Raw genomic sequence first — 16,109 nt, 5'->3', positions numbered from 1 at the left:
CACCCTGCGGAAACGCTCCAGACGGCTCACGTGGCGCGGGGGTGGTGGCACTCGTGCGCGCGGGGAATGGTGGCGATTCAGGGGCGGGCGGGGTTTTGTGCAGGGTGACGCGTGGTCGAGACGGGTTCGACGGGTCGCTGAGATCTTGCATGCGTTCCCCTCGGGTGCGCGCACGGGCCGGGTGTTCGGCGGCCGCGCTTCTATGTCTCGATGCTATGGGGTGTGCGCGGGCGCCGGTGTCGGTCGATTGCCGGACAGGGTGGTGCCGAATTGCCCTGGTCGGCAGCGTTGTCCGCTGTTCAGCGGACAGCCAGCGCGGGTGCCGCCACCCGATAATCGGCAAGAACAACTAGGTGGTGTCCGTGGAACCGGACGCGCGCAGAAGGAGTCACGATGCAGCTGGCGAAGGGACAGAACACGCCGCTGCACGGCACCGCCGTCGATCTGCGGCTCAGCAGCGAGTCCGGCACCCCCGCACTGTATGTCGCGATGCTCGGTGCCGACGACCGCGTCGCCACCCCCACCGACTTCCGCCACCACGGTTCCCCCGGCCCCGGGCCGGTGTCTTTCGCCGAATCGGCCGTGCACCTCGACCTCCTCGCCGTATCGAACACGGTGCAGCGCATGGTGGTTCTGGCAACAGTCGCCGACACCCCCTTGCCCGCCCTCGAACTCACCGTGACCGGCCCCGCCGGCGCCACCGCCGCAACCTTCACGATGCCCCCCGCCACTGCGGAAACCGCGGCAATCGTCTGCGAGGTCTACCGCCGCAACGAACAGTGGAAACTCCGCGCCGTCGGCCAAGGCTACGAAGCCGGCTTGACCGGCGCAGCAGGCGATTTCGGCTTCGACACGACCGTCGCCCCGCCCACCCCGGCAGCAGACCGAACACAAGCGTTCGACGCCGCCACGCCACAGAGCCGCCCCGCACCCGCAGCCGCCGCTCCTCCGCCTCCATCCGGGGTGCCACCGACCGCGCCACCGGCAGCCCCCGCAATGCCCACCACGAAGGCCCGCCGCGACCGCAGTAGCCGGGGGCTGCGCGCGCCCGAGCGCCATGCCTCCACTGAGGTTTCCGCGGCGGGGGCGGCAACGCCCCCTGTGCGTGCCTCAGCCTCCGCTGCTGCGTCGCCGTCTGACGCGCCCCCGCGAACGCCGCCACCGCGCACAGGGGCGTATGCCTCGGGGGCAGCGGGGCGGGCGAACACGTCGGGGGGTGAAACCTTGGATGGAGCAAGGGTTCCCGTGCTGGCTCGGCGCACCGAGCTTGCGCCCGTGGTCGATCGGGTCAAGGGGGAGGCTGCGGCTTCGATTGCGCGATTGCTGCGGGCCGTTGTCACGAATGCGGTGTCGAGTATGCCGTCGACGAGCGATGGGGTACAGCGGATTCAGCATGAACTGGCGCAGGATCGCGAATTGCTGTGGAACGCCTACGAAACCGTGCGGGGCGACGTGCTGCACAAGTATCGCACGCAGGCGTTCACCAATCTGCTTCCGGCGAACTGGTATGAGCGCGAACCGGCCCCGCGGCCCGGCTATTCCGGCAGCAACCCGGAGGTCAGTGCCGAACACTGGCTGATCGACGCGGCCGCGGCGACCGAGGCGGTGCGCGGCGCGGGGATCCGGGTGACCTCGAACGGCCGTGCGCAGCAACGCCGGGAGCTGGTCGACACCGCCGCGACCGTGCTCGGCCGCTACGACGCCGCGGTTCGCGACGCCGAACTGACCGCGCAGCACAAGACCGCCAAGCTGTTCACCGACGTCTTCGCCCAGTTCCGCAGGCAGATGAGCGGCGCGATCACGCGCATGACCGATCAGTATGTCGCCGTCGAACTGGGCGCGATCACCCCGTGCCCCGGCGAGGCCACGCCCGTCTGGCAGGCGGTCGCGGACGCGACCACCATCGCAGCGTCCCCGCCGACCCGGATGGTCTTCCCGCTCGGCCTGATTCGGCTGACTCAGGCGCGCATCCACACCGAGCTGACGGTCCCGGCACCGCCGGGCGGCAAACACGAGCACACGTTCACCCTTCCGCTGGAGGAGTCGACTCCCCCGATCCCGGTGCTGCTCGATCTGGACGACACCGGCGGGATCGTCACGGATTCGACCGCGGTCGTGGAGAACCTGACCTTGGACATGCTCGCGACACTGCCCGCGGGCCGATTGAAGATCGATGTGGTCGACCCGATGAAGGTCGGTGCGTCGATGAACTTCCTCTACGGCGTCGGCGAGGCGGGCGAGCAGATCTACGGCCAAAAGGTCTGGGGCTCACACAATGTCAACGAGTTGCTCACCGAGCTGGAGAACCACGTCGCTTTCGTCACGCAGAAGTACCTGCAGGGCACGCACGAAACCCTGACCGCCTACAACCGGGCCGCGGGCGAGGTCGCCGAGCCTTACCGGTTGCTGCTGCTGTTCGATCATCCGCACGCGTTCACCCGCGACGGCCGGATATACGACGACGAGTCGCTCAAACGCCTCGAACGCCTGGCGACCGTCGGCCGCCGCGCGGGGGTCTTGATCGCCGCCACCACCGATTCCGCCACCACCTCGCTCGATTCACTCGCGACCGCGTTCACCGGCCGCCAGGACACCGGACTGGTGGCGCGGCTGCAACTGCCCACGGGGGTGCGACCGGCCCAGTACGTCACCCGCGGCGAACTCGACTGGCGGCTGCGCCCGTATCCGCTGCCGTCGGATCAGGTCCGGGCCGAGGTGCTGGCGCATATCGAACGCAGCCTCGCGACCTCGGGTGACACCCAGGTGGCGCCGAAACGCGTGCACGAACTCGCCGTGCAGGCGATGGAGCGCGCGGTGGCCAGGGGCACCCAGGCACCGGAGATCATCGCCGATCCGCACGACCCGGCGACCTGGTGGCAGTCGAGTGTCGACGATCGGATCGTCGCGCGCTTCGGCCGGATGGGCGCCACCGACGTCGCCGAGCTACGCCTGGACTCGGGCGCACTGTCGAGCGCGCTGATCGGCGGACGGACCGGCTCGGGCAAATCGGTGCTGCTGCACTCGATCATCCTCGGGATCGCGCTGCAGTACTCGCCGGCCGAGGTCGAGTTCTACCTGATCGATTTCAAGGAGGGCGTCGAGTTCAAGCCGTATGCGACGCCGGGCCTGCCGCACGCCAAAGTCGTTGCGATCGAGACGAACCGGGATTTCGGCATCAGCGTGCTGGAGAGCCTGGACAGTGAGATCGCCCGGCGCGCCGCGTTGTTCAAGAACGCGGGCCAGGGACAGATGGAGATCGGGCGTTACCGGCAGAGCACCGGCGAGCGGATGCCGCGCATCGTGCTGATCATCGACGAGTTCCACATGCTGCTCGAGCAGGACGACGCCACCGCCACCCGCGGCGCGGGACTGCTCGATCGAATCATCCGGCAGGGCCGCGCCTTCGGGGTGCACACGCTGCTGGCCTCGCAGTCGGTGTCCGGTGGCGGGCAGAAGATCCGCACGGCGCTCAACCAGATTCCGAATCGACTCGTGCTGGCCAGCTCCACCCAGGACTCCGAACAGCTGCTCGCAGAGGGCAATGCCGACGCGCAACTGCTGTCCAAACCGGGCGAGGGCATCATCAACGATCACGCGGGTCAGACCGAGGCGAACAACCGCTTCCAATGCGCGTACTGGCCCGCCGAGCTGCACGCGACCCTGATCGCGCAGTTGCGCGAGCAAGCCGACGCACACGGTTTCACCGCTCGCCCTGCGGTTTTCGAGGGCGATATCGAGGTCGCGCCGCAGGACTACCCGCTGCAGACCTTCACCCGATCCGACCGCCGCACCGCGCTGGTGCTGCCGATGGGCGCACCCATGTCGCTGGATCCGCCGCTGGCCCTCCGGCTCGGCCGCGAACCCGGCAACAACCTGCTCGTGGTCGATCCGAACGCGCTGTCGACCCTCGCTTTGCAGATCGCAGTACTGCGCGCGGCCGACATCCGGGTGGAGTACGTCGATTTCGCCGCGATCGAACAGCACAGCGAAGCGCTGTTCGCCCGGCTCTGCACCGCCGGCGCGGTGGCCTGTCACCGGCGCAAGCTCGGCGATGTACTCGACTCCATGCTCAGCGAGCTCGCCGAGCGCACCGAACTCGACGAGTACCACGGTCCCGCGCGCGTGCTGTTCCTCGTCGGTCTGCACCGTGCCCGGGAGCTGAACCCGGACGCCTTCGACGAGGACAGCGAGAGCACCAAACTGGCCCGCCTGCTCCGGCACGGACCCGAGGTAGGGCTGCACGTCGTCGGCTGGGCCGACCGGTACGCCTCGCTGCAGCGCCGTATCGATCCGGATGGGTTGCGCCAGTTCGGGTTCAAGGTGCTCGGTCCGGCCAGCGAGGACGACTCCCGGGTGCTGATCGACTCGGAGGTGGCGGCGAACCTGACCGCCAACCAGTTCGCGGTGGACGATTACGACAACGCCCGCACCGATATCGTCCGGCGCTTCGCCGCTCCGGGGCCCGAATGGCTCGAACTGCTGCTGCGAACCGAGCGCGGCCACCATGGCTGATACTGCCCGCAACGACCCGCAGGTCGTGCGGCAGCTCGCCCGCGACCTCGACAAGTATCTGCGCGACGTCGAATCCAGCGAGCGCACCGCCGGTCACGCGCAGCGCCGGGTCGAACAGGAACTCGCGCAGGAGAACCGCGCACGCGAGCGCAAGCTGCGCGAGGCGCAGGCCGCCTACGACGCCTGCTGCCGCAGCGAGGACGCGGACTGCTCCGGACCGCGCAGGGCGCTCGAGCGCGCCGAGCGCGCCCTGGCAGCGGTGCACCGGGCGGAACGCATGTACACCGCCGCCACCGCCGAATACTCCGCGGCCGCCGGGCGATTCGCACGGGTACGGGTCGCGCTGAGTCTCGAGACGACGCAATTGCTCGGCCTCATCGCCAAGGACCTCGACACATACAATCGCGCCTCGTCCGCGGTGGGCGCGATGCCCTCCGGCCACGGACCCGCGGTCCCAGCGCCCAGCGGCGGCCCGGCCACCCCGTCAGGGGCGACCGAACGCGTCTCGCTCGATACGCCCGCGGGTTTCCCGGCCGGCTACGCGATGATCCCGCTGTCCGCGCTCGACACCGCTGAGACCGGCGGAACCAAACCGCTGCCCGCCGACGTGTCGAAGTCCGATCTCGAGTGGGCGCTCAACGCCTTCCACACCGTGATCGTCCCGGCGCTGCGCCTCGGCAAGGATCTCGAATACTTCCGCGCCCGCGATCAGGACGAGCGGCGTTGCAGCGCGCGCAGCTACGCGGATACCTATACATGGTTCCTCGGCAGCGACGAAGCCCTGCAGGTCGGCCGGCGGCCCGACGGCGGCTTCACGGTACACAACGGTTTTCACCGGATCGCCATCGCGCGACAGCTCGGCCTGGCGAGCATTCCGGCCAGGGTGGTGGACGCATGAGCCGATTACGCCGGGCCAGAGATGAATTCGACGCGAATCGGCGCGCCAGGACGGCGGCCGAGCAGCGCGCGGGCCAGGTATGGCACGACACGGTGCTGCGCAGGCTGACCGAGCGCAAACTGCAACCCCTGGCCGACGAGGAACGCCGGTTCGTGCAGGCGCTGACCGCCTACGACATGGCCATCGACTTCGTGCTGACCGAGCTCTCCAACTACTGAGAACCCGACAAGGAGAAACGATGAGTTCCATTCAGGCGAACCCGGATTCGCTCAAGAAGCTCAAAGGCGACATCGATCGGTCGCAGCGGGAGATCAACCAGGCGATCACCCGAGTGCGCTCTTCGCTGCGCGGGGCCGAGTGGCGCGACAGCGTCAAGGACCAGTTCGAGCGTGATCTCGAACAGGTGCTGCGCTCGGTCGCCGCGTTCGACAACAACGCGAACGTGTTGAAGCGCTACTTGGACAAGAAGATCCAGATCCTACAGAGCTACCAGGGGCGATGAGCGATGGCACTGTTCGGACACCGGCCGCGGACCGCACACCCGAGCACCGGACCCGGCCGGGTCGCGCTGCTCGATCCACGCGACGAGGGCAATCCCAAGCAGGCCACCTTCATCGGGCTCGATCAGGCCGGGCTGAGCCTGCTGATCTACGGCCCCGGTGATATCCGCCGCTGTTTCACCGCGCTGGCCGACGCGGCTCCGGCCTTCAACACCACCCGGCTCGCCTCGGAATCGCCGTATGTCGGCTGTTTTCCGGGCCGTAGCGCGATCATGTGGATGGCCTTGGACGGGCCCGACGGATCAGCGGTCGCCGTCCACTGCTTCCCGCACTGCGACACCGATTTCACCACCACGCAGATCGCGAAGCGGGTGAGCGGGCCGCAGGGCGCGCTGCGGCTGCCCTGGCAGTTCGGCATCGGTACGGTGGGCGCGCGGGTGCCGGTGGGTTTCGCCGACGTCTTCGTTGCCGCCCAAGCGATTCCGCTAGGCACGCTGCCCGGCCTGGAGCGGTTGCCGACGCCGGTCTCCGAGGGACGCGGGCCCCGGTAGCCCGCGCGACGGTGTCGGGCATTCGACCGACAGACAACGTTGCCGAATCGTGACAACGTCAAGTGTCAGCGGACGAAACGGAACGGGCATCCGGCGAGGACCGCACCGTCGTTGCAGACCAACGGCGCCCACGGAATTCCCAGGGCATTGTTTATTCTGAACTCGGTCGCCGGGCCACTATCAACGCGACCGCAGGCGGAAGGTTTGGGCACCGAGGTGAACCGTCGACAAACGTATGAGGTGGCAGTTGCCGCCGCGGCGCTCAGCGAGCTCATCCTCGCGGTGCACGCCGCCGCCGGACAGGCTGGCGGGCAGGCGGGGCGCCGATGGCACTACGGCAACGTCGTCGGGATCAGTACACCGCGCGTCCGGGATCTCACCCTGGCGAAGGTGCACGCCAAACATGTGATCGGCCGCCGCGCGATCGCCGCGATCACGGTCGCCGCGCAGCGCGAGGTGGCCGTCGACGTGGTCTTCGGACTGGACGACAAGGTGGCCTCGGCTCAGTTCTTCTGTGCGACAACGCAGTCCGAGGCCTTCGTGGAGCAGGAGAGCTCCTGGGCCGAATATCTCGCCGCGTGCACGTCGGCGACGCTCACCGCAACCGATATCGCCGCGACGATGTCGGCGCAGTGCGCGACGATCACCGAGTGAAAGTCGGGGTGCTCACAGATCATCGATACCGATGAGGCCGTCCTGCAGGGCACGCGCCACCAGCGACGCTTTGGTGGGCGCGGGCCGGCCCGCCGCCGCGTACTTCTCCCTGATCCGGGACAGGTGTGTGTTCACCGTGCCGAGCGCGATGAACAGTTGCGCCGCAACGACATTCTTGGAGTCCGCGTGGAACCACGCGAGCAGCACCTGGGTTTCGCGACTACTCAGCAACGGGGTGGTCTCGGCCGCGGCACGCTGCGGTTCGTTCTCGTTTCCGGCCACGGTACGCATCGCTCGTTCCTTCGCTTCACTATCCGAAATACCCCGGTACACAACGAATCCAAGGGGACACCGCCTATGTAACCGCGCAATGATCCGCACGTCACTGCCAGCGCGCGGACCGATCGCCGTCACTCGAGAGTGATCACTCTCAGATATGCCGTAACGGTTCGCCGGTGTGTCCGGATCAACCCACTGACACCTCCGCGTCTCGCGCCAGCGGAACAGCCAGTCAGGAGCAAACTCATTCCCGTCGATGACCGTGCGGCCACCGAACTCGTCCAAGCCGGCTTGCAGGTGCTGCTCGAGCAGCCCGCAAAGCTATTGGACGGCGGCCTGCGCATCGAGGAGGTGATCGACCGGGCGAACTCCTCGAACGCCACTTTCTACCGCAAGTTCGCCACCAAATCCCGGTTCCTGGTCCGGGTGCTCGACCAGTTGATCGATGACGCCAGGGTCCGCACGGCCAACGTCTGCGAGTGCGCGCGGCAGGCGCTCGACGCCGCGGACGGCGACCGCATCCGCGCGGTCCGCGAACTGGTGATCACCCATTTCGACGCCGCGTGTTCGGACCGGAGTGCGACCACCAGGCTGCTCGCGCACGCGCTCGCGCCGACCGCACCGCGTGGCGGCCTGCAGGCGACCTACCGGCACACCGATCAGTTGATCCTGGCGATCTTCGAGGTGTTGTTCGCCAAATCCGGTGCGACACTGCGTAAACCGCTCACCAAGGAGAGCTTCTGCGTGGTGTTGTCCGCGCTGCTGGAGGGCTTTCTCCTGCGGCGTCGGGTCGAGCCGGCGGCGGTACCTGCCGAACTCGTCGCCGCGGCGGTGCTCGGCGTGCTGAACGTCGCGGTGGACACCGAGCAGCGGCACGAGCACATCGAGGACGCGCTCACCGCGCTGGCCGCCGCGCCCGCCCTGCCGACCGCCCTGCCGAGTGAACCGCGCGCGGCGTTGCTGAGCGCCGCCCGGACGGAATTCACCAAACGCGGCTATTTCATGACCGGTATCGAGGCGATCGCGACCGAGGCGCGGGTCCCGCTGGACAAGGCCAAACGGATCTTCCCGACCAAGACCCAGCTCATCCTGGACGCGCTGAAACCCGCGTACGCCTCGCTGCAACTCGATATCGCCGACGACGCGGCGATCGGCTACGACGCGGTGGCGATCGTGCACCGCCACTTCGTCCGGTGTGCCCGCCTGGTCGCCAGCGAGCGCGCGTTCATGGACGCGCTGATGGCCGCGGTCGCGCACGACACTTACGCCGAGGAGGACGGATTGATCTCGATCCGGCGCGAACTCGACTTCCCCGGCCTCCTCGTCCCGATCCTCACCGAGGCCCAGGGCGCGGGCGTGTTCGCCGACGATCAGTCCCCGCAGGAACTCGCCGCGCTCCTCACCAACACCCTGCTGCTGCGCTGTTTCACCCGCCGGTCCGTCGACCCCGACGCGAACGCCGAATTCGTCAGCACGCTGGTGCTGAACGGACTTCGGAGCCGATAGCGGGCTGTCCCGACCCGAGGTGGACGGTCAGCCAGCGCAGGGCCGTGTCCAGCCACTCCACGAAATGCGCTGGGGCACAGTGGTCGTCCCCCGGATACAGCCGCAAGGCAGCGCTCGGCACCGCGGCCGCGAGTTCCCGCGCGTCCCGGGTGTCGACCACCTGGTCGCAGTCACCGCCGATGACCAGCATCGGTATCCCGATGTCGGCATACCATCGGCGCAGCGACAGTGTGGCGAGCTCGGCCCCGATCCGGCGCAGGGTCTGCGCGCCGAGCGCGACGCCCATGGCGCGCAGCACTGGTTCCGGCACTCCGAACGCGCCGGCCGGGCCGAACGCGCGGTGCGCGGGCGCACCGCAGCACACCACGCACCGCACCCTCGCGTCGACCGCGGCCGTCCGCGCCGCCCAGTAACCGCCGAAACTCATGCCGAACATGGCGATTCGGTCCGCGGCCACGCGACGGTGCCCGCTCAGATAGTCGAGCACCGCGCGGTAGACCCCGGGCGCCGCCACCGGATCCGGCCGCGCAGCGGTGTAACTGCCCGGCAGCTCCATGATCAGCAACCCGATCCCGGTGTGCCGATATTTCAGCAGCGGGAGTGCCAGCTCCGCCACGGTACCGTCCAGCCCGTTCGTCACGAGCAACACCGGGCAGCGCTGCGTGCCGCGCGGGAAAATGGTGACGGCACGGACGATTTCGTGCCCGGCCGATATCTCGACCACGGCGACGTCCAGCCCCAGCGCGGGCGCCAGCGCCGTGAGCAATAGTTCGGAAAGCAACCGTGCCCGCCGATACGCTCGCAGCCGCGCCGGCGTCGCGCCGGGCCAAGCGGCGACGATCTGGTAGGCGATGGCCTGCAACAGGCTGTCCAACACAATGATTCGCGCCGCATGGATCGGCTCGGCCGCACGCGGCGCCCCGGCGGTCGCGTCGCACCGCGGCACGGGCCCGCGATCACCGACGAACTCCGCGGCCGGCCCCAGCAGCCTGCCGAGCTGCTCGGCGCTCCACGCGGCACCGTGCCCGAACAGCAGGTGCGCTTCCGGCAGCCGCTCCCCCTGCCCGGCTGCGACCGTCGTCAGACCTCGATACGCCGCCGCGAGCCGCTCGTCCGCCAACCGCTGCCAGTACGCGGTCCACCGCCCGTCGTCGAAGGACCGGACCGCCGCGAGCTGCGCGGCGAACACCGTCGCGTCGAGACCGCCCAGCGCCGCGAACCGCGGGACCAGCACCTCGGGCAGGAACCAGCGCGCGCCCGTGGCCCCGGCCAGCAGCTCCGTGGTCCGGGTGAGCGCGCAGGCCGTGATCACCGCGCGTCGCAGCGCGTTCATCCCCGCACTCCCCGATGCGACCGTTGCGGACAATTGCCTCGACGCGACCGCCCGGACTGCACTAGTTTGTCGACATGACGTCGAATGCCCGGCGTATCGAGGACCTGCTCGACCGCGCGGACCTGCACGATCTCGTCACGGCGGTCACCCAGTGCCTGGACACCAGGAACTTCGACGGTCTGGCCGAGGTGTACACCGCCGACGCGACGCTCGAGACGCCCGCGGGCCGGTCGAGCGGCGCCGCCGCGATCATCGAGCTCGCCCGGAGCAACCACGAGATATACGCGGCCACCCAGCATTTCGTCTCCGGACTGGTGATCGCCGCGGACGGCGCCGCGGCGACGGTGACCGCCGACGTGCTCGCGGTGTTCGTGCCCGTGGGCGAGCGGCCCGGCGAGCACCGAATGCTGGGCAGCCGGTACATCTTTCGAGCCGAGCGCGGCAAGCGCGGGTGGCGGTTCATCCGGCACACCATCACGCCCATCTGGATTCACGGGCACACCGGCACGATGCCGCCGGTCGATTCCGAAGGCTGAACGCACACAACGCGACTCGGTCACGGCCGCTCTCCTCCAGACGCCATCGCGGCCCGGAACGCGGTCTCGCTCAGCTCGTTCCAGCTCTCGGCCACTTCGGCGGCGCTCCCGAGCAACGCCCGATCGAGGTCGATCCGGTAGCGCCCGGACGGTAGCGGATGCCCCGTGGCCACCAGTCGGGCGGCGTACGCGGCCGCCGCGCCCGCCACCGTCGCGGCCGTGCCGAGCTGCGGCCAGGAGTGCAGCGACCGGCCCACCTCGGTGAGCGAGAAGCGGGTGCGCGGCGTGAGTTCGGTGCCCACGATGCGCTGCGCCACCCGCGCCCGAGTGGCCGGGTCCGTGAGTTCGGCAGCGGTGAGATCATCGAGGTCGCCGACCCGGCCGTGGAAGATCGGGTACCGCGGATCCAGATCGAATCGCTCGACGTCGAGGATCGCGTTGTCCCCGTTGTCGGTGGCCATGACGACCGGGATGCCCGCGGCCCGGGCGCGGCGGCGGATATCGATCTTCGCCGGGAGATCGTCCATCTCCTCCACCAGCACGGTGAGCGGTTCCGCGCCCGGCGCGGTACCGAGGAATTGCGCGGCCGCCGCCGGGGTGTACCCGTCCGGAAAAGCGGAAACCTCACTGTACGGATCGATTTCGAGCACCCGTCGGTGCGCGATGGTCAGCTTCGGCACCCCGAGATCGCACACCGAGGCGGGCAGCCGGTTCAGGTTGGTGAGCGACAGCCGATCGTGCTCGGCCAGCCGGAAGCGCCGCGCACCGGTCAGCGCACAGACCGACAGGGCCGACCAGCCGACGCTCAGGCCTGCGACGCCGACCAGCGCGGCCGACCAGGCGCGCTGCTCGGGTTCGTCGAGCAGATACCGATTACGCGCGGTACGCAGCCGCCAGAACGCCTCCGCCTCGGGCAGGCGCACGATCGTGCGCCGCCACGGATAGACGACGAACCGGGAGGTGAGCGCCGCCGCGGCGGGGTCGATCGCGGCGAGCTCGGCCGCGGCCGCCGCGTGCGCGTCCACCAGATGGTAGCGCGCGGCGGGCCGCAGCAGATGCGCGATCCGCGCGGTATCGGCGAAGGGGTCCAGAATCTCGATCATCGGTTCTGCTCCAGGTACTTGTGCTTGGCGGTGTACCGGAAGGCGGTGCCGCCGAAGGGCTCGAGGGTGAGCACGGGGTCGGCGGCCGCCCCGAGAACGGCACGCAGCCTGCGGTATTCGCTGTTGCTGCGCTCCAGTTCGGCGGTGACGAGTTGCCGTAGCCGGGCGGTGAAATCGGCACCGGCTTCGGCCGCCGCCCGCAACTCGACCCGCAGGGTCAGCGTCTGTTCGAAGGCGGCGCCGGTCACGGTGGCCAGCACGAACTTTCCGGTCACCTGCGCGGCGACCTCAGGCTTTTCCAGTGCCGCACGGAGGTTTTCCGGGTACAGCTTCACGGCATAGAAGCTCGCGGCGACGTCCCGGCGCCGGTGCAGTGCGAGAAAACCCGCACCGATCGTGTTGGTGCGCACCGGAATCCGGTGCCCGCAGCGGCGCAGCGCCGCGGCGACCTGCCACGGCGTCAGGATCGACCCTTCGTCGTTGATCCGATACCGCACCAGCGGCAGGGCGCCGTCGACGGTGAACAGGAACCGGCCCTGCGCATCGGTTTCGGTGTAGCGCAGGTGCGGGTCGTACTCGACGAAGGTGGGCAACGCGGGATCGTCGCCGCCGAAAAGCGCCGCGCGCAAACGGGCATCGGTGCGGGCGAGCCGCCGGATGGCGATGGTGGTCGGTGTCTCGTGTCCCATCACCCCCGCGTCGGCGGTGCCGTAGATCGCACAGGTGCGCTCCGGCCGATCCGGCTGCCCCGTGCGGGCGAGCACGTGGTCGCGCCACGCTTCGGTGATGTTCTCCCCCGCCAGCAGCAGCGCGGGCTTCAGCGCGCGCACCTCGGGCGGCGCGTGGTCCAGCACGTCCTGAGCGAACGGCGGGTACGCGGCGAGCACCACCTGGTCGTAGTGCGGGCCGAGATCGGCCATGGTGGCGAGCACCGCGTCCACATCGATGCCGGGGGTGGCCACCGAGACCCGGTGACCCCGGCGGCGCGCTTCGAGCACGCCGTGGTGGGTATAGGTGCCGCCGATCCACGTGCCCATCGCGAAAGCATTGACCAGCAACGTCGTCCGCCCCGGGGCGTCAAACGCGCGCAGGATGCGGTCGTAGTACTCGCGGCTGTGTTGCAGCGACAGCAGCTCCCGCGGCCAGTAGGTCGGCTTCCCGGTGGAGCCCGAACTACTCGACCAGGTACCCGCCTCGCTGATGTCACCGTGCGGCATCAGCTCCGCAAGCGTGTGCGCCTTCAGGTAGTTGTCCTTGGTGACCACCGGCAGCTCGGCGAAATCCGCTGGCGTGCTGATCGTTTCGGGGTCGACGCCGTGGCGGGCCAGATGCGCCGGGTAGGCCCGCACGTGGCGGACCGTGCGGTGAAAAGTCGCCAGTGCCCCGCCGAATCCGGGCGGACCGTCCGGGACGAGCGACAGTGGTGCGGTCATGACGTGCTTCTCCTTCGTGAGCGGCGGACCGGAGTCCTGTGCTCGGAGAAGCGATCCCCCGGCGGGTGGGGTCAGAGGCCGCCGCCACCGCCGATCAACCACGGGTTGAAGGTGCAGACGAGATCGGGGTGCCCGGCCGGATCGAGCGCGCGCAACACGATCGAGAGCGCGCGCGGCGAGTACATGAGCGTCTGATGATCGGAGAGATCCTGCTCGCAGCCGTCCTGCAGGGTGATGTTCGCGACCGACGCGCCCGCGACCGGGCGCAGGAAGGTCGACTGATACGGCGTGACGATCTCGTCGTAGCGGGTGCCGACCACGGTGTAGTCGATGCCGGGCACCGTGTCGCCGTCGGCGTTCAGCCGTGCGACGAAGTCCGAACCGACCGTCTGCTGGATCGCCGCGTCGCCCACCACGACACCGGCCGCACCGATCACGTTCAGGCCGATATTGTTGATCATGCGGCCGAGCAGGCCGATGCCGTCGAGGGTGGTCCCGTGGTGGGTGCCGCCGAGGCTGACGAGATGCCCCACTTTGTCCGCGCCATTGTCGAATCTGGTGTACCAGTTCGCCATGGCCGCGCCCTGCGAGTAGCCGACGAGGTCGACCTGCGCCGCGCCGGTGGTCGCGCGCACCCGATCCACGAATCCGGCCAGCTGCCGGGCCGAATCCGCGATGTCACCGGTGCCCATCACGCCGGGCAGTAGCGGCGGCACGCCCCCGCCCTGGATCGGTCCGGAACGGCCGTAGTTGAAAGCGAAGGTGCACAAGCCCGCGTCCTGTAGCGGCCTGCTCAGGTAGGCGAAGCTGTTGTACGCGTTCATCCAGGTGCCGTGCAGCAGCACGACCGGACGCGGATGCGCCGCGGTCGGCCGGCAGTTCCAGTCGTTGCTGCCCGGCGGCGCCGCGTCCGGATGAAACAGGCCGTAGCCGAAAGCCGCCAGGAACGCGCGTTGCGGCGGACCGGAACCGACGGTGTCACTGGCGAATCCACCGGACAGGCCGGAAATGCTGTCGGACGCGGCGATCGGCGCAGGCTGGCCGCGCACACCGATCAGCTCGGCGAGCCGCGCCGCCACCGACGGATCGGGCGGTGCGGCGCTCGCGGCCGGGGCCGCCACCCCGAGCACGAGCATCGCGACACCGACCAACACCGCGGTGATCGGCCACCGATCGGCTGACCTTCGTCTCATCACACGCCTTCCGCTTCGCACACCCTGCCGAGAATTGCCGCACAACAACACGATCCGGTGCGGGCGGGCCCGGATCCCCTGCACGTGGTCCCGGACCTGCCCGCACCGGATCGGCGCGACTTCGAGCAAAACAGCGCTCGATGGAGGCGATGCGACAGCTCGGCCAATGGCCGGTGAATCTCGTTCAGTTGCCCCTACAACGAGTACAGACCGAGCGGCGCGTGCGATCGCCGCTCGGTCTGTCACCCGTGCGTTGCTACAGCGATCCGCCGCCGCCGACCACCCACGGGTTGAATGTGCACTCCAGGTTCGGATGACCGACCGGGTCGAGCGCGCGCAGCGCGATGGACAGGGAGCGCGGCGAATACATCATCGTCAGATGGTCCGAAAGGTCCTGTTCGCAGCCGTCCTGCAGGGTGATGTTCTGCACCGTGGCGCCCGGGCCGGGCTGCAGGAAGGTCAGCGGGTACGGGTTGGTGACCTCGTCGTAGCGGGTGCCGACGATCGTGTAGTCGACGCCGGGCACGGTGTCGCCGTTGGCATTGAGCTGGTTGACGAAGTCCGAGCCGATCGTCTGCTGGATACCCGCGTGCCCCACGAAGATCTCGATGAAGCCGAGGATATCGATGCCGAGGTTGTTGATCGCCCGGCCGAGCGCGCCGATGCCGTCGAGCGAGGTGCCGTGGTGGGTGGCGCCGTAGGTGATCAGATTCTTCGTCTTCTCGGCCCCGCCCTCGAACTTGGTGTACCAGTTCGCCATCGAGCCGCCCTGCGAATGCGCCACAATGTCGACCTCGTCGGTGCCGGTGGCCGCGAGCACCCGGTCGACGAAGACGGCGAGCTGCTTGGCGGAATCCTGGATGTAGCCGGTGCCCATCACGCCGGGCAGCACCGCGCCGAGCCCGCCGCCCTGGATCACACTGGAGCGGCCGTAGTTGAACGTGAAGGTACAGAAACCCGCGTCCTTGATCGGCTGGCCCATGTACGCGTAGCCGTTGTAGGCGTTCATCCAGGTGCCGTGCAGCAGCACGACCGGTCGCGGATGCGCGGCGGTGGGCTTGCAGTTCCAGTCGTTGGCGCCGGGCGGCGCGGCGTCGGGATTGGCCAGGCCGTAGCCGAAGGCCGCCAGCCAGGAGGTCATCGGCGGCCCGTAACCGACTGTGTCACTGGCGTATCCACCCGAGAGCCCCGAACTGCTCCCCGATCCGCCGTAGCAGTTGCCGGAGCCGTTGCCCGATCCCGCGCCGCTGCCGGAGTTGCACGCGGAACCGGACGAACTGCCCGAGTCCGCGACCGGCGCGGCCTTGCGGCCCGCCGCGATGTAATCGGCCAGCTCTTGTTCGGTCGGTTGCGCTGTGGGTTCGGCGTTCGCGCCGACACCTCCGACGCCGAGCACGAGCACCGAAACACCCAGCATCACCACCGCCGCGAGCGACGAACGGCCTGAGGTACTTCGCTTCATTGCATACCTTCCTATTTCGAGCAGAAGATTTCGGACGCGCTGCCGAATTCCGCTCGACAGCGTGGAAACTGCGCCAACGCTAAATCCGCCGGAAAGTGCGACCTAGCTCACGCCGGGGTATCTGGACAGCTCACCAATGTCGTTGTCGG

At 69.0% G+C, this 16,109-nt stretch carries 14 protein-coding genes; 8 read left to right on the top strand and 6 right to left on the bottom strand.

Annotation, left to right across the window (positions count from 1 at the left end; translation table 11 throughout):
- Positions 1-393 precede the first annotated feature (393 nt).
- The 6 genes from TY25_RS10160 to TY25_RS10135 all read left to right on the top strand — a co-directional run bounded on the left by TY25_RS10160 (position 394) and on the right by TY25_RS10135 (position 7,115).
- Positions 394-4,512 carry an FtsK/SpoIIIE domain-containing protein gene (locus tag TY25_RS10160; protein WP_042255670.1) on the top strand — a complete coding sequence of 1,373 codons (4,119 nt, stop codon included), beginning with the start codon at positions 394-396 and terminating at the stop codon, positions 4,510-4,512.
- A complete protein-coding gene (locus tag TY25_RS10155) occupies positions 4,505-5,410 on the top strand; it encodes a ParB N-terminal domain-containing protein (RefSeq protein WP_042255669.1) in 906 nt (301 codons plus the stop codon). Before TY25_RS10160 ends, TY25_RS10155 begins: the two co-directional genes overlap by 8 nt.
- Complete coding sequence (locus tag TY25_RS10150; protein WP_042255668.1) at positions 5,407-5,628, top strand: hypothetical protein; 222 nt, start codon at positions 5,407-5,409, stop codon at positions 5,626-5,628. Before TY25_RS10155 ends, TY25_RS10150 begins: the two co-directional genes overlap by 4 nt.
- A gap of 20 nt (positions 5,629-5,648) precedes the next feature.
- Entirely contained in the window at positions 5,649-5,912 is a 264-nt protein-coding gene (locus TY25_RS10145; protein ID WP_042255667.1) for a BAR domain-containing protein, read from the top strand.
- A gap of 3 nt (positions 5,913-5,915) precedes the next feature.
- The gene (locus TY25_RS10140) at positions 5,916-6,461 is read left to right on the top strand and encodes a hypothetical protein (RefSeq protein WP_042255666.1); all 546 of its coding nucleotides are present in this window, start codon (positions 5,916-5,918) and stop codon (positions 6,459-6,461) included.
- 240 nt (positions 6,462-6,701) lie between these two features.
- A complete protein-coding gene (locus TY25_RS10135) occupies positions 6,702-7,115 on the top strand; it encodes a hypothetical protein (protein ID WP_042255665.1) in 414 nt (137 codons plus the stop codon).
- Positions 7,116-7,127: 12 nt separating this feature from the next.
- On the opposite strand, the gene TY25_RS10130 is transcribed toward TY25_RS10135, so the two are convergent.
- Positions 7,128-7,406 (bottom strand): LuxR C-terminal-related transcriptional regulator, encoded by a 279-nt coding sequence (locus TY25_RS10130; protein ID WP_042255664.1) that lies wholly within the window; start codon positions 7,404-7,406, stop codon positions 7,128-7,130.
- Between the two features lie 285 nt (positions 7,407-7,691).
- Between TY25_RS10130 and TY25_RS10125 the strand changes: the two genes are divergently transcribed.
- Positions 7,692-8,900 carry a TetR family transcriptional regulator gene (locus TY25_RS10125; protein WP_226887352.1) on the top strand — a complete coding sequence of 403 codons (1,209 nt, stop codon included), beginning with the start codon at positions 7,692-7,694 and terminating at the stop codon, positions 8,898-8,900.
- Here the strand turns inward: TY25_RS10125 and TY25_RS10120 are convergent.
- The gene (locus TY25_RS10120; RefSeq protein WP_042255662.1) at positions 8,863-10,233 is read right to left on the bottom strand and encodes an alpha/beta hydrolase family protein; all 1,371 of its coding nucleotides are present in this window, start codon (positions 10,231-10,233) and stop codon (positions 8,863-8,865) included. The two genes, TY25_RS10125 and TY25_RS10120, sit on opposite strands and share 38 nt — an antisense overlap.
- 74 nt (positions 10,234-10,307) lie before the next feature.
- Here TY25_RS10120 and TY25_RS10115 point away from each other — a divergent pair, with 74 nt between their 5' ends.
- On the top strand, positions 10,308-10,769 hold the full coding sequence (locus TY25_RS10115) for a nuclear transport factor 2 family protein (protein ID WP_042255661.1): 462 nt from the start codon (positions 10,308-10,310) through the stop codon (positions 10,767-10,769).
- A 20-nt stretch (positions 10,770-10,789) separates the two neighbouring features.
- On the opposite strand, the gene TY25_RS10110 is transcribed toward TY25_RS10115, so the two are convergent.
- The 4 genes from TY25_RS10110 to TY25_RS10095 form a co-directional block, all read right to left on the bottom strand.
- On the bottom strand, positions 10,790-11,872 hold the full coding sequence (locus TY25_RS10110) for a ThiF family adenylyltransferase (RefSeq protein ID WP_042255660.1): 1,083 nt from the start codon (positions 11,870-11,872) through the stop codon (positions 10,790-10,792).
- Positions 11,869-13,305 (bottom strand): phenylacetate--CoA ligase family protein, encoded by a 1,437-nt coding sequence (locus tag TY25_RS10105; protein WP_042255659.1) that lies wholly within the window; start codon positions 13,303-13,305, stop codon positions 11,869-11,871. Before TY25_RS10105 ends, TY25_RS10110 begins: the two co-directional genes overlap by 4 nt.
- A 71-nt stretch (positions 13,306-13,376) precedes the next feature.
- Positions 13,377-14,498: an esterase/lipase family protein gene (locus tag TY25_RS10100; RefSeq protein WP_042255658.1), complete on the bottom strand. Its 1,122-nt coding sequence runs from the start codon at positions 14,496-14,498 to the stop codon at positions 13,377-13,379.
- Between the two features lie 256 nt (positions 14,499-14,754).
- Entirely contained in the window at positions 14,755-15,960 is a 1,206-nt protein-coding gene (locus TY25_RS10095; RefSeq protein ID WP_226887353.1) for an esterase/lipase family protein, read from the bottom strand.
- Positions 15,961-16,109 lie beyond the last annotated feature (149 nt).

The organism is Nocardia brasiliensis NBRC 14402, assembly GCF_000308475.2.
GTDB classification, from domain to species: Bacteria; Actinomycetota; Actinomycetes; order Mycobacteriales; family Mycobacteriaceae; genus Nocardia; species Nocardia brasiliensis.
The sequence above is the reverse complement of the archived record's forward strand: the minus strand, read 5'-3'. Positions and strand labels throughout refer to the sequence as shown.

What these genes read in the sequence shown, in the direction of transcription:
- TY25_RS10160 (WP_042255670.1), top strand. Translation starts at nt 394, where the DNA reads ATGCAGCTGGCGAAGGGACAGAACACGCCGCTGCACGGCACCGCCGTC.
- TY25_RS10155 (WP_042255669.1), top strand. Translation starts at nt 4,505, where the DNA reads ATGGCTGATACTGCCCGCAACGACCCGCAGGTCGTGCGGCAGCTCGCC.
- TY25_RS10150 (WP_042255668.1), top strand. Translation starts at nt 5,407, where the DNA reads ATGAGCCGATTACGCCGGGCCAGAGATGAATTCGACGCGAATCGGCGC.
- TY25_RS10145 (WP_042255667.1), top strand. Translation starts at nt 5,649, where the DNA reads ATGAGTTCCATTCAGGCGAACCCGGATTCGCTCAAGAAGCTCAAAGGC.
- TY25_RS10140 (WP_042255666.1), top strand. Translation starts at nt 5,916, where the DNA reads ATGGCACTGTTCGGACACCGGCCGCGGACCGCACACCCGAGCACCGGA.
- TY25_RS10130 (WP_042255664.1), bottom strand. Translation starts at nt 7,406, where the DNA reads ATGCGTACCGTGGCCGGAAACGAGAACGAACCGCAGCGTGCCGCGGCC.
- TY25_RS10120 (WP_042255662.1), bottom strand. Translation starts at nt 10,233, where the DNA reads ATGAACGCGCTGCGACGCGCGGTGATCACGGCCTGCGCGCTCACCCGG.
- TY25_RS10115 (WP_042255661.1), top strand. Translation starts at nt 10,308, where the DNA reads ATGACGTCGAATGCCCGGCGTATCGAGGACCTGCTCGACCGCGCGGAC.
- TY25_RS10110 (WP_042255660.1), bottom strand. Translation starts at nt 11,872, where the DNA reads ATGATCGAGATTCTGGACCCCTTCGCCGATACCGCGCGGATCGCGCAT.
- TY25_RS10105 (WP_042255659.1), bottom strand. Translation starts at nt 13,305, where the DNA reads ATGACCGCACCACTGTCGCTCGTCCCGGACGGTCCGCCCGGATTCGGC.
- TY25_RS10100 (WP_042255658.1), bottom strand. Translation starts at nt 14,498, where the DNA reads ATGAGACGAAGGTCAGCCGATCGGTGGCCGATCACCGCGGTGTTGGTC.
- TY25_RS10095 (WP_226887353.1), bottom strand. Translation starts at nt 15,960, where the DNA reads ATGAAGCGAAGTACCTCAGGCCGTTCGTCGCTCGCGGCGGTGGTGATG.